This is a genomic window from Ancylobacter sp. FA202, assembly GCF_000380205.1.
In the GTDB taxonomy this organism is placed as follows: Bacteria; Pseudomonadota; Alphaproteobacteria; order Rhizobiales; family Xanthobacteraceae; genus Ancylobacter.
Window position 1 is genome coordinate 2,075,347 of the sequence record NZ_KB904818.1, and the last position, 22,101, is coordinate 2,097,447.

Genomic DNA, 22,101 nt, shown 5'->3' on the forward strand with positions numbered 1-22,101 from the left:
CGCTTGGCGCCGGTGGCGCGGCGGGGTATTGCTGCAACGCCCCCCGATGCCACGGCATTGCTCTGCGCACACCCGGCCCTCATGCACCGTCCTGTCGCGTCTTCTCCATTGATCTCCCGTCCCGCCCGCGCGCACAGCGCCGGTCGGCCGGGTCCTGCAGGCCACTGCCTTCCCGGCCCGTGCCGTGGCGGCGCCGGGGACGCGCGGGGGCTCCATGGCTGAGCGTCGCCCCACGGGACGCCGGACGATTCCCTTCGCCGCCGAGATGGCGGCGCTGGGAGTGGTGTTCGGCGATATCGGCACCAGTCCGCTCTATGCCTTCAAGCAGGGGCTCAACGCCGTGGGCGGCCCGGCGATCTCCGATGCCGACGTGTTCGGCCTGCTGTCGCTGATCACCTGGGCCATCATCCTTTCCATCACGCTCAAATACGTCACGCTGGTGCTGCGGGCGGACAATGACGGCGAAGGCGGCATCCTCGCCCTGGTCACGCTGCTCGATTTGCAGCGCTCGGCCAATGGCAAGCGGCTTTGGCTGCTGGTCGCCGGCCTGGTCGGCGCCGCGATGCTGATCGGCGATGGCGTGCTGACCCCGGCGATCTCGGTGCTGTCGGCCATTGAAGGGCTGGAGGTGATCGCCCCCGCGCTCGACCACTGGATCGTGGCGGCCACGGTGCTGGTGATCCTGCTCGTCTTCATCTCGCAGCGCGCCGGCACCGAGCGCATCGGCGCCTTCTATGGGCCGGTGATGCTGGTCTGGTTCCTGTCGCTGGGCGCGCTCGGCCTGCATGGCATCGTCCAGGCGCCGCAGGTACTGGCGGCGTTCGACCCGCGCCATGGCATCGCGATCCTGGCCGACAATCCGCTGCTCGCCGGCGTCATTCTCGGCGCCACCTTCCTGGCGATAACAGGTGGCGAGGCGCTCTATGCCGATCTCGGCCATTTCGGCCGGCCGGTCATCACCCGCGCCTGGCTCTTCGTCGCCATGCCGGCCTTGCTGCTTAACTATTACGGCCAGGGCGCCCATGTGCTGCTGCACCGCGAGTCCGTGCGCAATCCCTTCTACGATCTGGCGCCCGACATGGTCGAGGTGCCGCTGCTGATCCTCGCGACCCTGGCGACGGTGATCGCCTCGCAGGCGATCATCACCGGCGTGTTCTCGCTGGCCAAGCAGGCGATCGAGCTCGGCTATTTGCCGCCGATGCGGATTCGCTACACCAGCGAACACAACGACCAGCACATCTATGTCGGCCGGCTCAACTGGATCATGATGACGGCCTGCGCCGCCATCGTGGTGTCGTTCGGCTCGTCCGACCGGCTGGCCTCCGCCTATGGCATCGCCGTGGCGATGGCGATGGTCTCGACCACCATCCTGTTCGTCGCCTATGTGCGCCGGCGCTGGCACTGGCCCTGGCCGGCGCTGGTGGGCCTAGCCGGCGGGCTGGCGGTGATCGACCTGTCCTTTGCCACCGCCAACCTCACCAAGCTGCACGATGGCGGCTGGCTGCCGGTGACGATCGCCGCGCTGGTGCTGGTGATCATGGTGTCGTGGCGGCGCGGCATGGAAGGGGTGGGGCTGCAGCAGCGCCGCTTCACCCAGCCGCTGGACGAGTTCGTCGCCAAGGGCCGCCCGCCAGGCTGCGCGGTAAGCCCGCGCACCGCCATCTTCCTCTCGCGCGGTGGCGCCGTCACGCCGGTGGCGCTGGGGCGCCTGTCGGAACTGCTCAATGTGCAGTTCACCCGCGCCGTCATCGTCTCGGTGTGGATCGCCTCGCGCCCGCGCGTGCCGGTGGACGAGCGGGTGCGGGTGCTGCCGCTGGACGCCGCGCATCTGCGCGTCGATGTGCGCTTTGGCTACATGCAGCAGATCGACGTCCCGGCCGTGCTCGGCCCCGCCCTCTACGCCCAGGGTATCGAACCCGACGACGCGGTCTATGTCATCGGCCACGAGCGGGTGATGCCGCCCGACGACATTCTCGGCGTGCGCGATGTACTGGCCCATGTCTTCGCCTTTCTCGCCCGCAATGCCGAGCGCTCGGTCGACCGCTTCGGCCTGCCGCGCCCGCGCACCATCGAAATCGGTTATCCGGTCCGGCTCTAGGCGTGGAACGCGCTCACGCCGGCGTGACTGTCATTGCGTCGTCGCACCCGCGCCGCCATCTGGCGTCAGACAGACGCGAGAATCGGCGGAACGGGGCGGGTGCGTTAATGCGCCGCCGGCCCGCTGAACGTGTTTCGCAAGCCGGCCGGGTCTGCTAGGGCTGCCCGGCACACTGGCATAACAGCGAGGACAGGCACGCGATGAAGGGACTGAAGCTGATTCCCGGCTGGCTGCGCGCGCGGCTCGGCTGGCACACGCTCGGTCTGGTCGCGAGCCTGGTCATCATCGGCATCGCCGTTTTCGTTCTCTACGAGATGCTGCGCCATATCCGGCCGCGCGAGGTGCTGGAAGCGATCTCGGGCACGGACCTGTGGCGGATCGGCGTGGCGGCGCTGTTCGTGGCGGGGGCCTATTTCACCCTCACCTTCTATGACTGGTTCGCCCTGCGCACCATCGGCAAGCCGCATGTACCCTACCGGGTTGCGGCGCTGGCCTCCTTCACCTCCTATTCCATCGGCCACAATATCGGCTTCTCCGCCTTCACCGGCGGCACGGTGCGCTACCGCATCTATTCCGCCCACGGGCTGGGCGCGGTGGATGTGGCGAAGCTCTGCTTCATCACCGGGCTCACCTTCTGGCTCGGCAATATCGCCATTCTCGGCCTCGGCATCACCATCGAGCCCTGGGCCGCCAGCGCGGTCGACCATCTGCCGCCCTGGGTGAACCGGCTGATCGGGCTCGCCCTGCTCGGCGGCCTTGCCGCCTATGTCGTCTGGGTCGGGCTCAAGCCGCGCCGCATCGGCGTCGGCAAGGGGCACTGGACCGTCACGCTGCCGGGCTGGAAGCTCACCCTGATGCAGATCGTGATCGGCATCATCGATCTCTCCTTCTGCGCCGCCGCCATGTATGTGCTGATGCCGCAGCAGCCCTATATCGACCCGATCGCGCTCGGCGTGGTGTTCATCTCCGCCACGCTGCTCGGCTTCGCCAGCCATGCGCCGGGCGGCCTCGGCGTGTTCGACGCGGCGATGCTGGTGGCGCTGCCTCAGTTCGAAACCGAGCCGCTGCTGGGCGCGCTGCTGCTGCTGCGCCTGCTCTATTATGTGACGCCCTTCGCCATCGCGCTGATCCTGATGGGCAGCCGCGAGCTGATGATGAGCCGCCGCCGCCTCGCCGCCACCCGGGGCATCTCGGTCGACCCGCTTGCCGCCCTGCCGGTGATCGAGCCAGACGGGGCGCCGGACGCGGCGCCGGACGACACCTCAAAGCCGGAACGCCGCCGCGCCGCCGGCTGAGGGCAGGGGCGGGCTGGCGGCGGTCAGCGCACGAGGTCGGGCAGCAGGCTGCGCATGCTCGACGGCAGTTTGCGCGCCTTCATGCCCTTGGGCAGGGTGAACTGCGCCGGGTCCTGCGGGCCGCGCGTGAGTTCCGTGACCTCGAACAGCACCACCGGCTTGCCGGCCATCGAGGTGGTGGTCCTGAGCACGATGCCGTCGGCGGTGACGCAGCTCTCCACCGGCTGGTTCAGCGCCTTGACCTCGAAGCGCCACAGCTCGCACGCCTCTCCCAGCGCCTCGCCGGTGCCGGTGTGGGTGCCCTGCCGGCCGGCGTCGGAAAAGGCGAAGCCGGGCGGCATCTCCATCTCGACGGCGATGCGGTCCATGCCGGGCACGTCCATCAGCACCACCATGCCGCGCCGGTTGAGATCGATCAGGCTCACCATGCCCTCGGGCAGGTTGCCGGTGGCGACCTCGACGCGCACCTGCCCCTGGTGATGCGCCACGCTCATCTCCACGCCCTGCGCCGCGCGCGCCTTGGCGCGATAGTCGGCGGCGGGCGCCGGCATGGGTTCGGCGGCGAGGCCGGTAACGTCGAACGACATGCCGATGCCCAGCATCAGGCTGACGATCCCATGGCGGCGCATTCGGGTCCCTTCGCGATTCATCGGGCGGTGCGACGGCCGAGAAAGGCGCGTCCATCGAGCACGATGGCCGGGTCGGGAATGCCGACGACGCCATCATCCCTGCCCTCATACGGGATTTGGGCGAGGATTTGACGAATGGCTCCGATCCGCGCCCGCATTTTGTCGTTGGCCAGCACCACCGACCACGGGACCGGGGAGTGGCTCGCCTCGATCATGGTGTCGCGCGCCTGCGCGATGGCGTCCCAGCGCGCCGGGGCGGCGAGATCGACCGGGGAGAGCTTCCAGCGCTTCAGCGGGTCCTGATGGCGCTCATGCAGGCGCAGCAGCTGCATTTCGCGGCCGATGTCGAGCCAGATCTTGAACAGCCTGATGCCGTCATCGCGCAGCATCTGCTCGAAAACCGGCACCTGGGTGAGGAAATGCGCGCTTTCCGCCGGGGTGCAGAAGCCCATCACCGGCTCGATGACGGCGCGGTTGTACCAGGAGCGGTCGAAGACCGCGATTTCGCCCCGGCGCGGCAAATGGGCGATGTAGCGCTGGAAATACCATTGCCCGGCTTCCACCTCGGTCGGCTTGTCGAGCGCGACGACATGCACGAAGCGCGGGTTGAGGTGCTGCGTCAGGCGGTGGATGGTGCCGCCCTTGCCGGCGGCGTCGCGCCCCTCGAACACGATCACGATGCGCTCGTGCTGGGCCTTCACCCATTCCTGCAGCTTCAGCAGTTCGATCTGCAGGGCGCGCAGTTCCTTCTCATAGGTCTTGCGCTTGGGCCGGTCGCTATAGGGGTAGCCGCCGCTGCCATAAGCGTGCGCGGCGATAAGCGGCGGCAGTTCCGCCGCCTCCACCGAGAAGGCTGCCACGACGGCCGAAAGCTCCGCCTCCCGGCGCGCGGGCTCCGGCGCGGCGGCGCTGCTTTTACTGGCGCTGCCTTTGGCGACTTTCCCCTTCTCGGCTTTCCCCTTCGGGGCGGGCGGGGGCGTGGCCGGCTTCTTCGTCATATGGAAGCCTTTCAACTGTATAATAAGGGGCAACGTGCCGGCCTGCGAAAGGTTCGGCCGCGAGGCGATTCGCCTTTCGGCAGGCGCGACAGAAGCATATCAGGAAAGAACGGCGCGCCCGGAAGGGCGGTGGCAACGTCGTCCACGATTGTTGGGCAGGAAGAGCGGGCATGGCCCTCGGAGAATCGCAGCAACTGGCGGAGGATACGCTGCGTGAGCGCCTCATCGGCGCGCGCTGGATTCTCGCCGCGGCCGCGCTGGGCCTTGGTGGCGCGAGCTGGGCCGGCACGATGACGCCGGGCGCGGCGCTGGCCATTGGCGGGCTGGTGGCGCTGGGGGCGATGCTGCCGACGCGCCGGCGCCCGGTCGCGGCCGCCCTGGCCCGCTTCGGTGGCGAGCCCAAGCCCTCGCCGCGCGCCGAGGAGCGGCTGCCGGCGCTGGTGCGCGCGCTGCCCGAGGCGGCGCTGCTGCTCGACGCGCGCGGCACCGTGCTCACCGCCAATGCCGGCGCGGTCGGCCTGCTCGCCAGCGTGCGGGTCGGCGATCCCGTCTCCTTCGCCGTGCGCGTGCCCGAAGTGCTGGAAGCGCTGCGGGCCTCGATCACAGACGGCGCCGCCCGTCGGATCGAATTCGCCGAGCGCGTGCCGATCGACCGCTGGCTGCGCGCCGACATCGTGCCAATCCGCCCCGGCCTGCTGCGCGAGGGCGCGCCGACCGAGGCGGTGCTGCTGAGCTTCATCGACCTCACCCCGCAGCGCCGGGTCGAACAGATGCGCGTCGACTTCGTCGCCAATGCCAGCCACGAGCTGCGCACGCCGCTGGCCTCGCTCTCGGGCTTCATCGAGACGCTGCAGGGCCCGGCCCGCAACGACGCCAGCGCCCGCGAGCGCTTTCTCAAGATCATGAACGAGCAGGCGCGGCGCATGTCGCGGTTGATCGACGACCTGCTCTCGCTCTCGCGCATCGAGCTCAACGCCCATCTTCGGCCCGAGGCGGCGGTGGATCTCGTCGCCGTGGTCAGCCATGTGCGCGACGCGCTGGCCCCGCTCGGCCGCGAGCGCGGGGTGGAGATCGCCTTCGCGCCCCCGGCGGACCCCGTCGAGGTGCGCGGCGACCGCGACGAGCTGATCCGCGTCTTCGAGAACCTGGTCGAGAACGCGCTGAAATATGGCGCCACCGGCGGCCTTGTCGAGATCGCCATCCAGCGCGAGGGGACGGACGCGCTGGTGACGGTGCGCGATTATGGCCCCGGAATCGCCCCCGAGCATGTGCCGCGCCTGACCGAGCGCTTCTACCGGGTCGACACCGCCCATTCGCGCGAACAGGGCGGAACCGGGCTCGGGCTGGCCATCGTCAAGCACATCGTCGCCCGCCATCGCGGCAAGATGGGCATTGAAAGCGTGCCGGGCGCGGGCTCGACATTCTCGGTCCGCCTGTCGACAGCTTCCGCGGCCAAGAGATAGTTCAAGCGTTATCAATGGCTTGTGCTGTCATCAAGACTTCATCGAAGGGTCATAGAACCTTGGTGCCCGGGCGGTAAGACTCCCGTGTGAAACGTCCACCGCCCTTCGGCCAATCGCGCATCCGGGCCCATCTCCGCGATGCCGCCGATCTCCCGACCTAAGGAGAAGACCCTTGAAATTCACCCATCTGCTTGGCGCCGCGGCGCTGTCGTTCGGCGCCGTGTTTTCGGGCGCCGCCTTCGCCGCTGACATCAATGGCGCCGGTGCCTCTTTCCCGGCGCCGGTCTACCAGGCCTGGGCTGCCGCCTATAAGGAAAAGACCGGCACGGGCCTGAACTATCAGTCGATCGGTTCCGGCGGTGGCCAGAACCAGATCGTCAACCGCACCGTCGATTTCGGCGCCTCCGACGCGCCGATGAAGGACGACAAGCTCGAATCCGCCAACCTGCTCCAGTTCCCGACCGTGATCGGTTCGGTCGTGGCCATCGTCAATCTCGGCGAAGACCACGCGCTGACCCTCAATGGCGAGATCATTGCCGAGATCTACCAGGGCAAGATCACCAAGTGGAACGACCCGAAGATCGCCGCCCTGAACAAGAGCGCCAAGCTTCCCGACATCGCCATCGTCCCGGTCTACCGTTCGGACTCGTCGGGCACCTCCTTCGTGTTCACCTCCTACCTCGCTTCCGCCAGCGCCGATTGGAAGTCCGGCGTCGGCGCCGCGACCTCCGTCCAGTGGCCGGTCGGCGCGGGCGCCAAGGGCAATGAAGGCGTTGCCGGCACCGTGAAGAACACCAAGGGCGCGATCGGCTACGTCGAGTTCATCTACGCCGCCGCCAACAAGCTCGCCACCACCGACCTCGTGAACAAGGCCGGCAAGGTCGTGAAGCCCGAGACCAAGAGCTTCATGGAAGCGGCCGCCGCCGCCGACTGGAAGGGCGCGAAGAACTTCGCCGCCTCGATGGTCGACACCGCTGGCGAAGGCGCCTGGCCGATCACCTCGGCCACCTACATCCTGCTGCCGAAGAACCCGACCAACGCCACGCAGTCGGCCGAGGCCATCAAGTTCTTCAACTGGGCCTACAGCGCCGAAGGCGACGCCATCGCCGAGAAGCTGCACTACATCCCGCTCCCCGACGCGGTTGCGGACGAAGTGCGCAAGGCCTGGGCCAGCGAAGTCAAGGCCGACGGCAAGGCCGTCTGGACCAACTGATCCTGCCCTGCAGGGGGAGGAGGCGGCCGTCCGGCCGCCTCTTCTCGTCCGGCCGCCTCTTCTCGTCCGGCTCAGCCAATTGTAGTCTGCCCCTAACGCCCGCGACGCCCACGCTCCGTCACAGCACGCCGCCCCTCAGGCCGATCGCGGCTTTCGGGTGACAAGGCGCTCCAAGGATTACACGACATGGATGCCACTCTCAGCGGAAGGCAGGCGGGCACCGGCCTGATCGCCGCGCGCAAGCCGACCGGCCGCGTCAGCGACCCGATCTTTGTCGGCATTCTATGGACCAGCGGCATTGTCGTTCTGCTGCTGCTCGGCCTCATCATCGCCATGCTGTTCGAGGGCGGCCTGCCGGCGATTCAGGAATTCGGCCTGTCCTTCATCTGGTCGACGACGTGGAACCCGGTAACGGAAGTGTTCGGCGCCGGCGTGATGGTGTTCGGCACCGTCTTCAGCGCCGTGATCGCCGTCATCATCGCCCTGCCGCTGTCCTTCGGCATCGCCTTCTTCCTCACCGAGATCGCCCCCGGCCCGCTGCGCCGGCCGATCGGCGTCGCGATCCAGCTGCTCGCCGCGATCCCGTCGATCATCTACGGCATGTGGGGCTTCTTCATCGTCGTGCCGCTGATGGCCGCCTATGTGCAGCCGCCGCTGATCGAATGGCTCGGGCCGCTGCCGATCATCGGCGCGTTGTTCCAGGGCCCGCCGCTCGGCGCGGGCATGCTCACCGCCGGCCTGATCATGGCGATCATGATCCTGCCCTTCATCACCGCCATGTTCGTCGAGGTGCTGGAATCGGTGCCGCCGATGATCAAGGAATCGGCCTATGGCGTCGGCGCCACCACCTATGAGGTCTACCGCAACGTCTCGGTGCCCTATGGCCGCACAGCCATGGTCGGCGCCATCATGCTCGGCCTCGGCCGCGCGCTGGGTGAGACCATGGCCGTGACCTTCGTCATCGGCAATGCCACCCGCATGTCGGCCTCGCTGTTCGCCCCGGGCGCCACCATCGCCTCCACCATCGCCAACGAGTTTCCCGAGGCCTCGATCGGCTCGCTGAAGCTGCAGGCGCTGCTGGAACTGGGCTTCATCCTGTTCGTGATTTCGTTCATCGTGCTCGCGCTCTCGCGCCTGCTCGTCCGGTCCCGGCTCAAGGGCTGAGTGGAGACACACATGGCATCCCTCGCCCGCCGTCGCGCGACCGACTACACCGTCAAGGCGATCAGCGTCGGTTTCGCCGCGCTCTCGCTGGTCCTGCTCGCCTGGATCCTGTGGACCCTGGTGGCGCGCGGCCTGCCCGCGCTCGGGCCGCATGTCTTCACCCACATCACCGCGCCGCCCGGCGCCGGCGGTGGCCTGCTCAACGCCATTGTCGGCTCGCTGATCCAGATCGGCGTCGCGCTGATCATCGGCACCCCGATCGGCCTGATGTGCGGCACCTTCCTGGCCGAGAACGGCCGCGGGACGCAGGTCGGCAATGCGGTGCGCTTCGTCAATGACGTGCTGCTCTCCGCCCCGTCGATCCTCATCGGCCTGTTCGTCTACCAGCTCCTGGTCGTGCCCTTCGGCGGCTTCTCCGGCTGGGCCGGTTCCATCGCCCTGGCGATCATCATCATCCCCGTGGTGGTTCGCACCACCGAGGACATGCTGAACCTGGTGCCGATCGGCCTGCGCGAAGCCGCCTTCGCGCTCGGCGCGCCGCAGTGGAAGGTCGTGACCTTCATTACCTGGCGCGCCGGCCGGGCCGGCATCGTCACCGGCATCCTGCTGGCCATCGCCCGCGCCGCCGGCGAGACCGCGCCGCTGCTGTTCACCTCGCTCGGCAATAATGGCTGGTCGCTCAGCCTCGACGCCCCCATGGCGAGCCTGCCGATCGCCATCTATCAATACGCTGCCAGCCCCTTCGAGGACTGGGTCGCCCTGGCCTGGGCGGGCGCCCTCATCATCACCGTCGGGGTTCTCACCCTGAACATCCTTTCCCGCCTCGTCCTGGCGAAGATGAAGTGAGACGGACCATGAATTTCGCACCCGAGACGTCGATCGACATCGCCTCCGCCGTCAACCGCGCCACCGCGCCCTCGGCCGAGTCCAAGCTCAAGGTCGAGAAGCTCAATTTCTTCTACGGCGACAACCACGCGCTGAAGAACATCAATTTCGAGATCCCGGAAAAGCGCGTCACCGCGATGATCGGGCCCTCGGGCTGCGGCAAGTCCACGCTGCTGCGCATCTTCAACCGCATGTATCAGCTCTATCCGGGCCAGCGCGCGGAAGGGAAGATCCTGTTCGACGGCGCCGACCTGCTGAGCAAGGACCTGGATTCCACCGTCGTGCGCTCGCGCATCGGCATGGTGTTCCAGAAGCCGACCCCGTTCCCGATGTCGATCTATGACAACATCGCCTTCGGCGTGCGCCTGCATGAGCGCCTTTCCAAGGCGCAGATGGACGAGCGCGTCGAGTGGTGCCTGCGCAAGGCGGCGATCTGGGAAGAAGCCAAGGACCGGCTGCACACCTCGGCGCTCGGCCTCTCCGGCGGCCAGCAGCAGCGCCTGTGCATCGCCCGCACCATCGCGGTGCGGCCGGAAGTGATCCTGCTCGACGAGCCCACCTCGGCGCTCGACCCGATCTCGACCTCGAAGATCGAAGACCTGATCGACGAACTGAAGCAGGAATTCACCATCGTCATCGTGACGCACAACATGCAGCAGGCGGCGCGCTGCGCCGACATCACCTCGTTCTTCTATCTCGGCGAACTGATCGAGGTCGCCGCCTCGAACGAGATCTTCACCAACCCGCGTGAAGCCCGCACCCGCGACTATATCACCGGCCGCTTCGGCTGAGCCCGCGACGAGAGAGGCCTGCCCCATGACCGAACATATCGTCTCGTCGTTCGACACCGACCTAAAGGAACTCGGCCGCAGTGTGGTGGAGATGGGCGGCCAGTCCGAGCGTCTCGTCGCCGACAGCGTCCAGGCGCTGGTCAAGCGCGACAGCGAGCTCGCCCAGAAGGTGATCGTGCTCGACGGCCCGGTCGATCTGCTGCAGCGGGAGATCGAGGAAAAGGCGGTGCTCATCATCGCCCGCCGCCAGCCGCTGGCTGGCGACCTGCGCGAGATCGTCGCCGCCATGCGGATCGCCAATGATCTGGAGCGCATCGGCGACCTCGCCAAGAACACCGCCAAGCGCGTGCTCGCCCTCACCGGCGAGTTCCACCCGCAGAAGCTGGTGCGCGGCGTCGAGCACATGTCCAACATCGTGCTCGAACAGTTGAAAGTGGTGCTGGACGCCTATGCCACCCGCGACGAGGTGCGGGCGCTGGAAGTCTGGCAGCGCGACGGCGAGGTCGACGTGCTCTACACCTCGCTGTTCCGCGAACTGCTCACCTATATGATGGAAGATCCGCGCAACATCTCGCTGTGCACGCATCTGCTGTTCTGCGCCAAGAACATCGAGCGTATCGGCGACCATGCCACCAATGTCGCGGAAACCATCCATTATCTTGTGACCGGCCAGCTCCTCACCGAAGAGCGGCCCAAGCAGGACACCAGCAGCCTGACCAGCGTCGCGTTCCCGGCCTGACACCCCACGGCCCGCGAACGCTCGGGATCAAGATCATGCCCACCAACATACTGATCGTGGAGGATGAGGAGCCCCTCACCCTCCTGCTCCGCTACAATCTCGAATCCGAAGGCTATTCGGTCGATAATGTCGGGCGGGGCGACGAGGCGGAGACAAGGCTGCGCGAAAGCGTGCCGGACCTTCTGATCCTCGACTGGATGCTGCCGGGCCTTTCCGGCATCGAGCTGTGCCGGCGCCTGCGGGCCCGGCCGGAAACCGAGCGCATGCCCATCCTCATGCTCACCGCCCGCGGCGAGGAGACCGAGCGCGTGCGCGGCCTCGCCACCGGCGCGGACGACTATGTGGTGAAGCCCTTCTCGGTGCCCGAGCTTGTCGCCCGGGTGCGGGCGCTGCTGCGCCGGGCCAAGCCCGAGCACATCTCCACCTTGCTGCGGGCCGGCGACATCGAGCTCGACCGCGAGACCAAGCGCGTGCACCGCGCCGGCCGCGAGCTGCATCTCGGCCCCACCGAGTTCCGGCTGCTGGAATTCCTCATGCAGTCGCCGGGCCGCGTCTATTCGCGCGAGCAGCTGCTCGACGGCGTGTGGGGGCAGGACGTCTATATCGACGAGCGCACGGTCGACGTGCATGTCGGCCGGCTGCGCAAGGCGCTCAACCGCCCCCGCCAGCCCGACCCGATCCGCACCGTGCGCGGTTCCGGCTATTCCTTCAACGAGATGTTCGCCCGCGCACATTGAGCGCGCGCCGATCAGCTTGCATCGCAAGCCGATCGGTTACGTGTTCTCTAGCTGGGGGTTAGAGGGCAGGCGAATCTGCCACGCCGGCTCAGCTCCGGTTGATCGACAGCCCGCCATCGACGAGATGCGCGGTGCCGGACACGAAGGACGAGTCGTCGGAGGCGAGATAGAGCACCGAGCGGGCCAGTTCTTCCGGCGCGGCCACGCGTTTCAGGGCGTGCAGCCCCGTGACGAAGGCCTGTGCCTCCGGCGTGTCGTTCGCTTCCCGGTACATCTCGGTCTCCACCGCGCCGGGCAGGATGGCGTTCACCCGGATGCCCTTCGGGCCGAACTCGGCGGCGAGCGCCTGGGTAAGGCCGACCAGTCCGGATTTCGAGGCGGCATAGGCGGCGAGGCCGGGAAAGGCTGCCGTGTAGCCGACGAAGGTCGACGTGAAGATCACCGAGCCCGCGCCGGTCTTCAGCATCTGCGCGATCTGGTGCTTGGCGCCGAGGAAGGAGCCCGTGAGGTTCACCGCCAGCGTATCCTCCCAGCCCTTGGCCGAAATCTCGGTGCTGGGTCCCTTCTCGCCGAGCGTGCCGGCATTGTTCACGGCGATGTCGAGCCGGCCAAACCGCTCCGCCGCCAATGCCGCGAGCGCCCGATCATACTCCTCCTCGCGCACATCGCCGGCGAGCACAGCCGCTGCGCCGCCCTCGGCGGCAATCTCCGCCGCCAGCGCGTCCAGCTCGCCTTGGCGGCGGGCCCCGAGCACCAGCCTCGCGCCCTCACGGGCGAACAGCACCGCAGCGGCCCGGCCGATGCCGGAACTGGCGCCGGCGATCAGCGCGACCTTGCCCTCAAGACGTCCCATCGCAATTCTCCTCATCATACGGCCGCCCTCGGCGGCGTGTCGGGGAGAAGTATGGCGATAACGCCACGTTCGGATTAGCCTGCGGTGAGCGGAAACCATGTCCGGAATAACCGAACGATGAAACTCGACGGCATCGCCGCTTTCGTCGCCATTGCCGAGGCGGGCTCGATCAGTGAGGCGGCCCGCCGGCTGCGCCTAGCGAAGTCCGTCGTCAGCGACCGTCTGGCGCAGCTTGAACGGCAGCTCGGTGCCAAGCTGGTGCACCGCTCGACGCGCCGACTGACGCTGACGGAGGACGGCCTGATCTTCCTCGAACTGGCCTCGCAGTCGCTTCGCGGCCTGGATGTAGCCGCCGCGACGCTGGCCGAGCGGCGCGGCACGCTTTCCGGCCCGCTGCGCCTATCCGCGCCGGTGACGCTGACGGCGCTACATATCGGGCCGGCGCTTTACCCCTTCCTGCGCCAGCATCCGGAGATCGACCTGACGATCGAGCTCGACGACCGCGTGGTAGATGCGCAGGCCGAAGGCTATGATGGCGTTGTGCGCCACGGGCCGATGCGCGACAGCCGGCTGATGGCCTGGCGCCTCGCCCGCAGCCGGCGGGTGCTGGTTGCCTCGCCCGATTATCTCGAACAGAACGGGCGGCCGGGAAGTCTTGAGGAGCTCGAGGCCCACCGGGGCATTTTCTACACCCATCGCGGCATCGCCGACTGGCGCTTCGTGACGGAAGGGAAGGCGATCCAAGTGCGGGCGCGGCCGGCGCTTCGCGTCAATAACGGCGTGATCATGCGCGATGCGGCCGCCGCCGGCCTCGGCATCACGCTGTTGCCGCTGTTCATCGCCGGCCCCGATATACGCATCGGCCGGCTTCAGGTGGTGGATGTCGGCGCCCAGCCGGAGGCGGAATTCATCTATGTCGCCCATCCCGAGGGCCGCCAACCTTCCGCCAAGCTGCGCGCGCTGGCGCAATGTCTGCGCGAGGCGTTCGGCGATCCGCCCTATTGGGAGGCTGGCTTATGATCGCCCGTGCCGCCCGTCGGGGTGTCGCTGTCCGGCCGGTTGTGGCCCTTCTTCGGCCAGTTATGGCTGAGCACAAAGTCGGAGATGCGCGGGGCGATTTCGGCGCGGAAGCGCGAGCCGTTGAACACGCCGTAATGGCCGACGGTCGGCTGCAGATAATGCGCCTTCATGTCGTCGGGCAGGCTGGAGCAGAGCGTCTGCGCCGCCCGCGTCTGGCCGATGCCGGAAATGTCGTCATTCTCGCCCTCGACGGTGAGCAGCGCGACGTTGCGGATCTTCGACGGGTCCACCTTGGCGCCGCGATGGGTCATCGTGCCCTTCGGCAGCGCGTGGTCGATGAACACGGTCTGCAGCGTCTGCAGGTAATATTCCGCCGGCAGGTCCATGACGGAGAGATATTCGTCATAGAACTCGCGATGCTTGGCGGCGGAATCGCCATCGCCCTTCACCAGATGGCCGAACATGTCGGCATGGGCCTTCAGATGGCGCTCCATGTTCATCGCCATGAAGCCGTGCAGCTGGAGAAAGCCGGGATAGACCTGGCGCATCACCCCGGCATTGGGCCAGGGAACCGTGGTGATGACATTGCGCTGGAACCACTCGATACCCCGCTCTTCGGCGAAATGGTTCACCGCTGTCGGGCTCTCGCGGGTGTCGATCGGCCCGCCCATCAGCACCATGGAGGCGGGCACGTCGGGGTCGCCCAGCTCCTCCATCCGCGCCACGGCCGCCAGCACCGGCACCGCCGGCTGGCACACGGCGAGCGCATGCACCCCGCCGCCGAGATGGTGGAAGATCTCGATGACGTAGTCGATATAGTCGTCGAGGCTGAACGGACCCTCAGTGGCCGGGACGTTGCGGGCGTCCACCCAGTCGGTGATGTAGAGATCGTGATTGGGCAGCAGGGTCTGCACCGTGCCGCGCAGCAGCGTGGCGTAATGGCCCGACAGCGGCGCGACAATGACCATGCGCGGCTGCGGCCGGCGCGGCTTGTTGGTGAAATGACGCTTGAAATGCAGCAGCTTGCAGAAGGGCCGCTCCCACACCGTCTCGATCTCGACCGGCACGGAAACGCCCCCGACCGTCACCTCGTCAATGCCCCAGTCCGGCTTGCCATAGCGCCGCGTGGTGCGCTCGAACATTTCCAGCGAAGCCGACATAGTCTTGCCGAAGCCGGTGTGGCTGAGCGGGTTGGCGGGGTTGCGGTAGAACAGCCGGCCGGCATCGGCCATCATGCGCAGCGGGTCGAGCGCGGCGTGGCCGAGCTCGAACATCCAGTACATCGGCCGCGCCAGCGCCGAGGCCGCTTCAAGCGTCACCTCGGGTGCCACCACCACGTCTTCCGCATCGGGAACATCGCCGAAAACGCCGATCGCCATGCAAGCCTCCGTAGTTCATTCCGCCCGTTCGGCGCTGTCGCGTCGTTGTCGCGCGTCGCTCTTGTGCGTTGCAGCATAAATAGGCTCTTTCGCGGCCGCGTCAACGTGAGGCCCGCTCTCGCGCTTGGGCGGGCAACGGCGCTATAGAGGGCGCCACGGCGCGGTGGGGCGCCGCGCAAGGGGCCTTCATGTCGCTCTCGCTCGATCATCCCATTGGCGAACGTTTTTTCGGCCTGCGGCTGGATACGCTTATCCGCCTGCGCTGGCTGGCGATTTCCGGCCAGACCGTCGCCATCGTGGTGGTGCAGTGGCTGCTCGGCTTCTCGCTGCCGATCGGCGCCAGCCTCGCCGTGGTGGCGCTGTCCGCCTGGCTCAATCTGGCGCTCCGGCTGCGCAATCCCGGCGCGCGGCGGCTGTCGGATGTGGAGGCGGCCTGGCTGCTGGCCTATGACATCCTGCAGCTGGCCGCGCTGCTCTTCCTCACCGGCGGGCTTTCCAACCCCTTCGCGCTGCTCTTTCTCGCCCCGGTGCTGATCTCGGCGACGGCGCTCTCCCCGCGCACCACCATCCTGCTTGGCGTGCTGGCGGCGGCCTGCGCGGCGCTGGTCGGCTTCTGGCAGATGCCGCTGCCCTGGGCCAGCAGTGGCGCGCTGGGCGCTGTGCCGGAGCTACCGACGCTCTATCTCGTCGGCATCTGGCTGGCGCTGGCCATCGCCATCGCCTTCATCGGGGTGCATGCCTGGCGGGTGGCGGAGGAAACGCGCGAACTCTCCGAGGCGCTGGCGGCGACCGAGCTGGTGCTGGCGCGCGAACAGCACCTCTCGGCGCTGGACGGGCTGGCGGCGGCGGCGGCGCATGAGCTGGGCACGCCGCTCGCCACCATCACCGTGGTGGCCAAGGAGCTGGCCCGGTCGCTGCCGGCCGACAGCCCGATGAGCGACGACATCAAGCTGGTGAGCGAACAGGCCGAGCGCTGCCGCGCCATTTTGCGCCGGCTGACCACGCTGGATGCCGGCGAGGCGCCGTTCGACCGCATGCCGATCTCGCATCTGCTGGAAGACGTGGTGGCGCCGCACCGCAATTTCGGCATCACCATCGCCGTCACTCTGCCCAATGGCGCCCCCGGCGAGCCGATCATCGCCCGCAATCCCGGCCTGCTCTATGGCCTCGGCAACATTGTCGAGAACGCGGTGGATTTCGCCGAAGGGCGGGTCAACATCGTCGCCAGCTGGAGCGAGGACGAGGTGACGATCTCCGTCACCGATGACGGGCCGGGCTTTCCGATCGAACTCCTGGACAGCATCGGCGCACCCTATGTCACCAGCCGCGGCCGCAACCGCTGGAAGCGCGGGACGGAGAGCGATGGCGAGGACCAGAACGGCCTCGGCCTCGGCGTGTTCATCGCCAAGACGCTGCTGGAGCGCACCGGCGCCGGGCTCACCTTCGTCAACCGCCCGCCGCCGGCGCATGGCGCCTCGGTGGGGGTGCGCTGGCCGCGCGCGCTGATCGACATATCAGGTGATCGTGAACCGGAGGCGGAGAACCGGCCGCCCGCCCGGCCGTAGAAGGGTTGCGACATTTTGATCTCGCTGCCCTCGGGGTATAAGCTGCGTCAAAAGTCGACTTGGCGACGCATCGCGGGTGGCGGTCTCTGACCCCGCCCGGGGATGCCGCAGCCGGCACATTGGAAAGCACTGAGATGCTCGATATCGCCATGGAACCGCAGGATCGCACGCTGCTCATTGTCGACGACGACCGGCCGTTTCTGCAGCGGCTCGCCCGGGCGATGGAAACGCGCGGCTTCATGGTCACGACGGCGGAAACCGTGGCCGATGGCCTCGCCAGCGTCGAGGGCAGCGCACCGGCCTATGCGGTGGTGGACATGCGCCTCGGCGATGGCAACGGGCTGGACGTGATTTCCGCGTTGAAGCGCCGCCGGCCGGAAGCGCGCGGCATCATCCTCACCGGCTATGGCAACATCGCCACCGCCGTGAACGCGGTGAAGATCGGCGCGGTCGACTATCTCGCCAAACCGGCCGATGCCGACGACATCTGCGCCGCGCTGAACGCGCAGGGCGATTTCAAGCCGCAGCTGCCCGAGAACCCGATGTCGGCGGACCGGGTGCGCTGGGAGCATATTCAGCGGGTCTATGAGCTGTGCGGCCGCAATGTCTCGGAAACCGCGCGGCGCCTCTCCATGCACCGCCGCACGCTCCAGCGCATCCTCGCCAAGCGCGCGCCGCGCTGAACCGGGCCGGCGACGCGACGCCATACGGGAAACTCCGCTAGGCCGGGGGAGGGTGTGCTTCTAGGTTCGGGCTAACGCAACGTCAGCGAGCGCCCCCGACCGATGAATGATGCCGTTCCCTCCGGCCTGCCGCACGATCCCGCCGCCGATCACTGGCACGCGATTCCCCATGAAGAGGTGGCCGGCCGGCTTGGCGTCACCAGCGCCGGGCTGACGCCGGAGGAGGCGCAGGCGCGCCTTGCCACCCATGGCCCCAATGCGCTGCCCGAGCCGCCCGGCCGCTCGCCGCTGCTGCGCTTCCTCGCCCAGTTCAACAATGCGCTGATCTATTTCCTGCTCGCCGGCGCGGCGGCGGCGTTCGTGCTCGCTCATTATGTCGATGCCGGGGTGATCGTCGCCGTGGTGCTGGTCAACGCCCTGGTCGGCTTCATCCAGGAGGGCAAGGCCGAACAGGCGCTGCGGGCCATCCGCAACATGATCGCGCCGCATGCCACGGTGATGCGGGCCAGCCGGCGCCAGAGCGTGCACGCACGCGACCTCGTGCCCGGCGACCTCGTGCTGCTGGAGGCGGGCGACCGGGTGCCGGCGGATACGCGGCTGATCCGCGCGCGGGGCATGCTGATCGACGAGGCCGTCCTCACCGGCGAATCCGTCGCCGCCGCCAAGGACGAGGCGCCGGCCGCAATGGAGGCGGCGCTGGGGGATCGTCATTCGATGGCGTTTTCCGGCACCACCATCGCCGCCGGGCAGGGCGCGGGCATCGTCGTCTCCACCGGCCCGCACACCCAGATCGGCCGCATCGGCCGGCTGATCGCCGATGTCGAGCCGCTGGCGACGCCGCTGCTGCGGCAGGTCGATGCCTTTGCCCGCCGCTTCACCTGGCTCGCCCTTGGCGGGTCGGCGGCGCTGTTCCTGTTCGCCGTCGCGGTGCGTGGCTACGGCTGGAGCGAGGCGCTGATCGCGGTGGTGGCGCTGGCGGTGGGCCTGGTGCCGGAGGGGCTGCCGGCGGTCATCACCATCACGCTCGCCATCGGCGTGCGGCGCATGGCCCGCCAGCACGCCGTCATCCGCCAGCTGCCGGCGGTGGAAACGCTGGGCGCAACCTCGGTGATCTGCTCCGACAAAACGGGCACGCTGACCCGCAACGAGATGACCGCCCGGCGGCTGGTGGTCCCGGCCACAGGGGACCTTGCCGAGATCGCCGTCTCCGGCATCGGCTATGACCCCGCCGGCGCGCTCGCCTGGCAGGCGCCGGACGAGGGCGCGACGCGGGCCCCGGCCGAGGTGGCGGCGCATCTGCTGCGCTGCGGGCTTTTGTGCAACGACGCGCATCTTCACGCCGAGAACGGCGTCTGGCGGGCGGAAGGCGACCCGATGGAGGGGGCGCTGGTCGCCCTCGCGCTGAAGGCGGGGCTGCGCCCGGAGCGGGAGCGCGCCGCCTTTGCCCGGCTCGACGAGATTCCCTTCGATGCCGCCTACCGCTTCATGGCCAGCCTCAATCGCGACCCGGAGGGCGGGGCGGTGATCTTCGTCAAGGGCGCGCCGGAAGAGGTGCTGAAGCTCGCCGGCCTGCCCGGCGGCGGCGCGTGGGAGCAGGCCATTGCCCGCGCGGCGGCGGCGGGCGAGCGGGTGCTCGGCTTCGCGATCAAGCGGCTGGCGCAGGCGCCGCCGCGCCTCTCCTTCGCGGAGCTGGGCGAGGGTTTCGATTTTCTCGGCCTTATCGGCTTCATCGACCCGCCGCGCCCCGAGGCGGTGGCCGCCATCGCCGAGTGCCGCAGCGCCGGCATCGGGGTGAAGATGATCACCGGCGATCATGGTGTCACCGCCGGCGCCATCGCCCGCCAGCTCGGGCTGGCCGAGAATCCGGTGGTGGTGACCGGCGCGCAGGTCGATGCGGTGTCGGACGAGGATCTGGTGGTGATGGCGGCGCGCACCAGCGTGTTTGCCCGCACCAGCCCGGAGAACAAGCTGCGCATCGTGCGGGCGCTGCAATCCACCGGCGCGGTGGTGGCGATGACCGGCGACGGCGTCAATGACGCGCCCTCGCTCAAGCAGGCCGATGTCGGCATCGCCATGGGCCACAAGGGCACGGAAGCGGCCAAGCAGGCGGCCGACATGGTGCTGCTCGACGACAATTTCGCCTCCATCGTCGCGGCGGTGAAGGAGGGGCGCACCGTCTACGACAATATCCGCAAGATGATCGCCTGGACGCTGCCGACCAATGGCGGCGAGGTGCTGGCGGTGATCGGCGCCATCCTGTTCGGCATCGCCATGCCGATGTCGGCGGCACAGATCCTCTGGATCAATTTGGCGACCAGCGCGACGCTCGGCCTGGCGCTGGCCTTCGAGCCGACTGAACCGGGTGTCATGGAGCGCCCGCCCCGTCCCGCCCGTGCCGGGCTTCTCACCCGCTTCATGTTGTGGCGGGTGGTGCTGGTCTCGGTGCTGTTCACCCTCGTGTCCTTCGCCGTCTTCTTCCAGTCGATCTGGCGTGGGCAGGAACTGGAGATGGCGCGCACCATGGTGGTCAACACGCTTGTCGTGATGGAGATCTTCTATCTCTTCAATGTGCGCTTCCTGCACATGCGCTCGCTCAGCTGGCGCGGCGCGCTGGGCACGCCGGCGGTGCTGATGGCGCTGGCGGCTGTCGTGGCCGGCCAGCTCGCCTTCACCTATCTGCCGGTCATGCAGGCGATCTTCGACACCCGCCCCATCGCCCTGCTCGACGGGGTGATGATTATCGGCGTCGGCGCGGCGCTCATGGTCCTTCTCGAAATCGAGAAGACGCTGCTGCGGCGCTTCGGCGTCTTTTCGGCAGCGGACATGTAGGGGGCATCGGCCTTCCGGCTGTCCCGCGCCTTAGCCCACCGGCGCGTCGCTGTGCTCGATGCGGGCGGCGAGCGCGGGCGGCAGGCCGAAGGTCGGCTTGGCCGGAGGTCGGCTGAACGTGCCGAGCACCGGCTTGCGCGGGGCGAGGGTGACGAGCGCCTCGGCCATCTTCACCGCCGCAACAATGGGATCGACCACCGGCACCGGCACCTGCGCCCGCAGGCGCGGGGCCATGCCGGCGAGCGGCGCCCCGCCGAGGATCACCACATCCGCCCCATCCTGCTCCACCGCCTCGCGGGCGAGCGCGGCGATGGCCTGTTCCATCTCCGCCTGCACATTCTCGATCGCCGAGAAGGGCAGGCTGCGGGCACGGATGCCGGCGCAGCGGCCGGAGAGGCGGTAGGCCTCGACCGTGTCCTGGTACCAATTGGCCATGGTGGTGGTGAAGGTGACGATGCTGAAGCGCTGGCCCAGCGTGCAGGCGGTCAGCATCGCCGCTTCCGCCATGCCGAGGATCGGCAGGTCGAACAATTCGCGGGCCGGCAGCAGGCCGGGATCGCCGAAGGCGGCGATGATGGCGGCGTCGTAGTCGCGATGGTGCTCGGCCAGCATTTCCAGCGTCAGCGCCCCGCCGAGCTGGGCCTCGGCGCGCGAGGCGATGTAGGGCACGCCACGCGGCGCGGTCAGGCCGGTGAGCACCGTTCCCGGCGCCACGGCGGGGCGGGCGGCGGCGAGCAGCATCTGCGTCACCGCCTCGGTGGTGTTGGGATTGAGCACGAGAATACGCAAGGGCTGTTCCTTCAGGCCGCGGCGCCGGCGGTGTCGGCGAGCCGCGCCAGCACACCGGTGCCCGTATGCATGACATGGGCGGCGAGCAGCCGGCCGGCGGTGTCGGGCTGGCGCGCCTCCAGCGCTGCGAGAATGGCGCGATGTTCCTCGATCGATTCGGCCCAGCGGGCATGAGCGCCAAGGGCGAAATAGCGGGCCCGCTCGGCGCGGGCGAACAGCCAGCCATGCATTTCGACCAGCGTGTCATTGTGGGCGCCGGCGAGGATGGCGCTGTGAATGGCCTGGTTGACCGCGAAATAGGCGGCGAGATCGCCGGCGCGGTAATGCGCCTCCATCGTCTCCTGCAGATCGCGCAGATGCGCCAGTTCGCGCGCGCTCATGCGCTGGGCGGCATATTCGGCGGCGATCCGCTCTACATTGCTCAGCGCCTCGAACAGCTCGGTGATGTGGGGGGCGTCGAAAGGGGCGATGCGGGCGCTGCGATTGGGACGCAGCTCCACCAGCCCCTGCGCCGCCAGCATCTTCACCGCCTCGCGCAACGGCGTGCGCGAGATGCCGAGGCGCGCGCACAGATCGGCCTCGACGATCGGCGCGCCCGGCGCCAGCGCGCCGGTGACGATCATCTCCCGTAGCTGACGGCCGGCGTGTTCGTGCAGGCCGGCGCGACTGAGCCGTTCCGTGCCTGAGTTCTCGACCGGGCGCAGCTTGCGCGGGCGCCCTCGCTTGCGTGGTGTGTCCATCTGTTCCGTCCCGCGCCGATCCTAGCACGCACGCGCACCGCGATAAGGGGCCCTAACGCTGCAATTATAGTCACATTCTGACGTAGGAATAGGCGCTTGGAGTAAATTGTATTCAGCATACAAAAAATCATTGCGCTGGCTGTCCGCGCGTCTTTTACTCCTCGGCAGATGCGGTCCGGCTGCCGCTTCGCAGGAAGCGTCAGGCCGGTGTCGCGGGCCGTCCGGAGGGAC

19 protein-coding genes are annotated in these 22,101 nt (G+C 68.3%); 13 read left to right on the top strand and 6 right to left on the bottom strand.

What is annotated here, in order from left to right; genetic code table 11:
- Window positions 1-214: 214 nt before the first annotated feature.
- Both A3M1_RS0109460 and A3M1_RS0109465 read left to right on the top strand, forming a co-directional pair.
- On the top strand, window positions 215-2,098 hold the full coding sequence (locus tag A3M1_RS0109460) for a potassium transporter Kup (protein WP_026221237.1): 1,884 nt from the start codon (window positions 215-217) through the stop codon (window positions 2,096-2,098).
- Window positions 2,099-2,298: 200 nt separating this feature from the next.
- Window positions 2,299-3,393: a lysylphosphatidylglycerol synthase domain-containing protein gene (locus tag A3M1_RS0109465; protein WP_018388720.1), complete on the top strand. Its 1,095-nt coding sequence runs from the start codon at window positions 2,299-2,301 to the stop codon at window positions 3,391-3,393.
- Window positions 3,394-3,416: 23 nt separating this feature from the next.
- Here the strand turns inward: A3M1_RS0109465 and A3M1_RS0109470 are convergent, their stop codons facing one another.
- Both A3M1_RS0109470 and ppk2 read right to left on the bottom strand, forming a co-directional pair.
- Window positions 3,417-4,022, bottom strand: a complete 606-nt coding sequence (locus tag A3M1_RS0109470) for a hypothetical protein (RefSeq protein ID WP_018388721.1) — start codon at window positions 4,020-4,022, stop codon at window positions 3,417-3,419.
- A gap of 17 nt (window positions 4,023-4,039) precedes the next feature.
- The gene (gene ppk2 / locus A3M1_RS0109475; RefSeq protein ID WP_018388722.1) at window positions 4,040-5,020 is read right to left on the bottom strand and encodes a polyphosphate kinase 2; all 981 of its coding nucleotides are present in this window, start codon (window positions 5,018-5,020) and stop codon (window positions 4,040-4,042) included.
- A 170-nt stretch (window positions 5,021-5,190) separates the two neighbouring features.
- On the opposite strand from ppk2, the gene A3M1_RS0109480 reads away from it, so the two are divergent.
- The 7 genes from A3M1_RS0109480 to phoB all read left to right on the top strand — a co-directional run bounded on the left by A3M1_RS0109480 (window position 5,191) and on the right by phoB (window position 12,012).
- Window positions 5,191-6,483 (top strand): ATP-binding protein, encoded by a 1,293-nt coding sequence (locus A3M1_RS0109480; RefSeq protein WP_018388723.1) that lies wholly within the window; start codon window positions 5,191-5,193, stop codon window positions 6,481-6,483.
- 172 nt (window positions 6,484-6,655) lie between these two features.
- Entirely contained in the window at window positions 6,656-7,696 is a 1,041-nt protein-coding gene (gene pstS, locus A3M1_RS0109485; RefSeq protein ID WP_018388724.1) for a phosphate ABC transporter substrate-binding protein PstS, read from the top strand.
- Window positions 7,697-7,882: 186 nt separating this feature from the next.
- Window positions 7,883-8,860 carry a phosphate ABC transporter permease subunit PstC gene (pstC, locus tag A3M1_RS0109490; protein ID WP_018388725.1) on the top strand — a complete coding sequence of 326 codons (978 nt, stop codon included), beginning with the start codon at window positions 7,883-7,885 and terminating at the stop codon, window positions 8,858-8,860.
- A 12-nt stretch (window positions 8,861-8,872) separates the two neighbouring features.
- A complete protein-coding gene (pstA, locus tag A3M1_RS0109495) occupies window positions 8,873-9,706 on the top strand; it encodes a phosphate ABC transporter permease PstA (RefSeq protein WP_018388726.1) in 834 nt (277 codons plus the stop codon).
- Window positions 9,707-9,714: 8 nt separating this feature from the next.
- Window positions 9,715-10,536: a phosphate ABC transporter ATP-binding protein PstB gene (gene pstB / locus A3M1_RS0109500; protein ID WP_018388727.1), complete on the top strand. Its 822-nt coding sequence runs from the start codon at window positions 9,715-9,717 to the stop codon at window positions 10,534-10,536.
- 25 nt (window positions 10,537-10,561) lie between these two features.
- Window positions 10,562-11,275: a phosphate signaling complex protein PhoU gene (phoU, locus tag A3M1_RS0109505; RefSeq protein ID WP_018388728.1), complete on the top strand. Its 714-nt coding sequence runs from the start codon at window positions 10,562-10,564 to the stop codon at window positions 11,273-11,275.
- A 35-nt stretch (window positions 11,276-11,310) separates the two neighbouring features.
- A complete protein-coding gene (phoB, locus tag A3M1_RS0109510) occupies window positions 11,311-12,012 on the top strand; it encodes a phosphate regulon transcriptional regulator PhoB (protein WP_018388729.1) in 702 nt (233 codons plus the stop codon).
- An 88-nt stretch (window positions 12,013-12,100) separates the two neighbouring features.
- Here phoB and A3M1_RS0109515 read toward each other — a convergent pair whose 3' ends face one another.
- Window positions 12,101-12,865: an SDR family oxidoreductase gene (locus tag A3M1_RS0109515; protein ID WP_018388730.1), complete on the bottom strand. Its 765-nt coding sequence runs from the start codon at window positions 12,863-12,865 to the stop codon at window positions 12,101-12,103.
- Between the two features lie 117 nt (window positions 12,866-12,982).
- On the opposite strand from A3M1_RS0109515, the gene A3M1_RS0109520 reads away from it, so the two are divergent.
- Window positions 12,983-13,885, top strand: coding sequence for a LysR family transcriptional regulator (locus A3M1_RS0109520; RefSeq protein WP_018388731.1), 903 nt, complete (start codon window positions 12,983-12,985; stop codon window positions 13,883-13,885).
- Here the strand turns inward: A3M1_RS0109520 and A3M1_RS0109525 are convergent.
- Complete coding sequence (locus tag A3M1_RS0109525; RefSeq protein ID WP_018388732.1) at window positions 13,864-15,264, bottom strand: polyhydroxyalkanoate depolymerase; 1,401 nt, start codon at window positions 15,262-15,264, stop codon at window positions 13,864-13,866. The two genes, A3M1_RS0109520 and A3M1_RS0109525, sit on opposite strands and share 22 nt — an antisense overlap.
- A gap of 188 nt (window positions 15,265-15,452) precedes the next feature.
- On the opposite strand from A3M1_RS0109525, the gene A3M1_RS0109530 reads away from it, so the two are divergent.
- The 3 genes from A3M1_RS0109530 to A3M1_RS0109540 all read left to right on the top strand — a co-directional run bounded on the left by A3M1_RS0109530 (window position 15,453) and on the right by A3M1_RS0109540 (window position 20,341).
- Complete coding sequence (locus tag A3M1_RS0109530) at window positions 15,453-16,829, top strand: ActS/PrrB/RegB family redox-sensitive histidine kinase (protein ID WP_018388733.1); 1,377 nt, start codon at window positions 15,453-15,455, stop codon at window positions 16,827-16,829.
- A gap of 134 nt (window positions 16,830-16,963) precedes the next feature.
- Window positions 16,964-17,512, top strand: coding sequence for an ActR/PrrA/RegA family redox response regulator transcription factor (locus A3M1_RS0109535; RefSeq protein WP_018388734.1), 549 nt, complete (start codon window positions 16,964-16,966; stop codon window positions 17,510-17,512).
- Window positions 17,513-17,614: 102 nt separating this feature from the next.
- Complete coding sequence (locus tag A3M1_RS0109540) at window positions 17,615-20,341, top strand: HAD-IC family P-type ATPase (protein WP_018388735.1); 2,727 nt, start codon at window positions 17,615-17,617, stop codon at window positions 20,339-20,341.
- A gap of 30 nt (window positions 20,342-20,371) precedes the next feature.
- Here A3M1_RS0109540 and A3M1_RS0109545 read toward each other — a convergent pair whose 3' ends face one another.
- Together A3M1_RS0109545 and A3M1_RS0109550 are read right to left on the bottom strand one after the other, a co-directional pair.
- Window positions 20,372-21,130, bottom strand: a complete 759-nt coding sequence (locus tag A3M1_RS0109545) for an aspartate/glutamate racemase family protein (RefSeq protein ID WP_018388736.1) — start codon at window positions 21,128-21,130, stop codon at window positions 20,372-20,374.
- Between the two features lie 11 nt (window positions 21,131-21,141).
- Complete coding sequence (locus A3M1_RS0109550; protein ID WP_081620354.1) at window positions 21,142-21,870, bottom strand: GntR family transcriptional regulator; 729 nt, start codon at window positions 21,868-21,870, stop codon at window positions 21,142-21,144.
- Window positions 21,871-22,101 lie beyond the last annotated feature (231 nt).

Bases quoted from the DNA above. Each gene is read 5' to 3' on its own strand.
- pstA (WP_018388726.1), top strand. From the start codon at position 8,873: ATGGCATCCCTCGCCCGCCGTCGCGCGACCGACTACACCGTCAAGGCG.
- pstC (WP_018388725.1), top strand. From the start codon at position 7,883: ATGGATGCCACTCTCAGCGGAAGGCAGGCGGGCACCGGCCTGATCGCC.
- A3M1_RS0109540 (WP_018388735.1), top strand. From the start codon at position 17,615: ATGAATGATGCCGTTCCCTCCGGCCTGCCGCACGATCCCGCCGCCGAT.
- A3M1_RS0109535 (WP_018388734.1), top strand. From the start codon at position 16,964: ATGCTCGATATCGCCATGGAACCGCAGGATCGCACGCTGCTCATTGTC.
- pstB (WP_018388727.1), top strand. From the start codon at position 9,715: ATGAATTTCGCACCCGAGACGTCGATCGACATCGCCTCCGCCGTCAAC.
- phoB (WP_018388729.1), top strand. From the start codon at position 11,311: ATGCCCACCAACATACTGATCGTGGAGGATGAGGAGCCCCTCACCCTC.
- ppk2 (WP_018388722.1), bottom strand. From the start codon at position 5,020: ATGACGAAGAAGCCGGCCACGCCCCCGCCCGCCCCGAAGGGGAAAGCC.
- phoU (WP_018388728.1), top strand. From the start codon at position 10,562: ATGACCGAACATATCGTCTCGTCGTTCGACACCGACCTAAAGGAACTC.
- A3M1_RS0109460 (WP_026221237.1), top strand. From the start codon at position 215: ATGGCTGAGCGTCGCCCCACGGGACGCCGGACGATTCCCTTCGCCGCC.
- A3M1_RS0109525 (WP_018388732.1), bottom strand. From the start codon at position 15,264: ATGGCGATCGGCGTTTTCGGCGATGTTCCCGATGCGGAAGACGTGGTG.
- A3M1_RS0109465 (WP_018388720.1), top strand. From the start codon at position 2,299: ATGAAGGGACTGAAGCTGATTCCCGGCTGGCTGCGCGCGCGGCTCGGC.
- A3M1_RS0109480 (WP_018388723.1), top strand. From the start codon at position 5,191: ATGGCCCTCGGAGAATCGCAGCAACTGGCGGAGGATACGCTGCGTGAG.
- A3M1_RS0109515 (WP_018388730.1), bottom strand. From the start codon at position 12,865: ATGGGACGTCTTGAGGGCAAGGTCGCGCTGATCGCCGGCGCCAGTTCC.
- A3M1_RS0109470 (WP_018388721.1), bottom strand. From the start codon at position 4,022: ATGCGCCGCCATGGGATCGTCAGCCTGATGCTGGGCATCGGCATGTCG.
- A3M1_RS0109550 (WP_081620354.1), bottom strand. From the start codon at position 21,870: ATGGACACACCACGCAAGCGAGGGCGCCCGCGCAAGCTGCGCCCGGTC.
- A3M1_RS0109530 (WP_018388733.1), top strand. From the start codon at position 15,453: ATGTCGCTCTCGCTCGATCATCCCATTGGCGAACGTTTTTTCGGCCTG.
- A3M1_RS0109520 (WP_018388731.1), top strand. From the start codon at position 12,983: ATGAAACTCGACGGCATCGCCGCTTTCGTCGCCATTGCCGAGGCGGGC.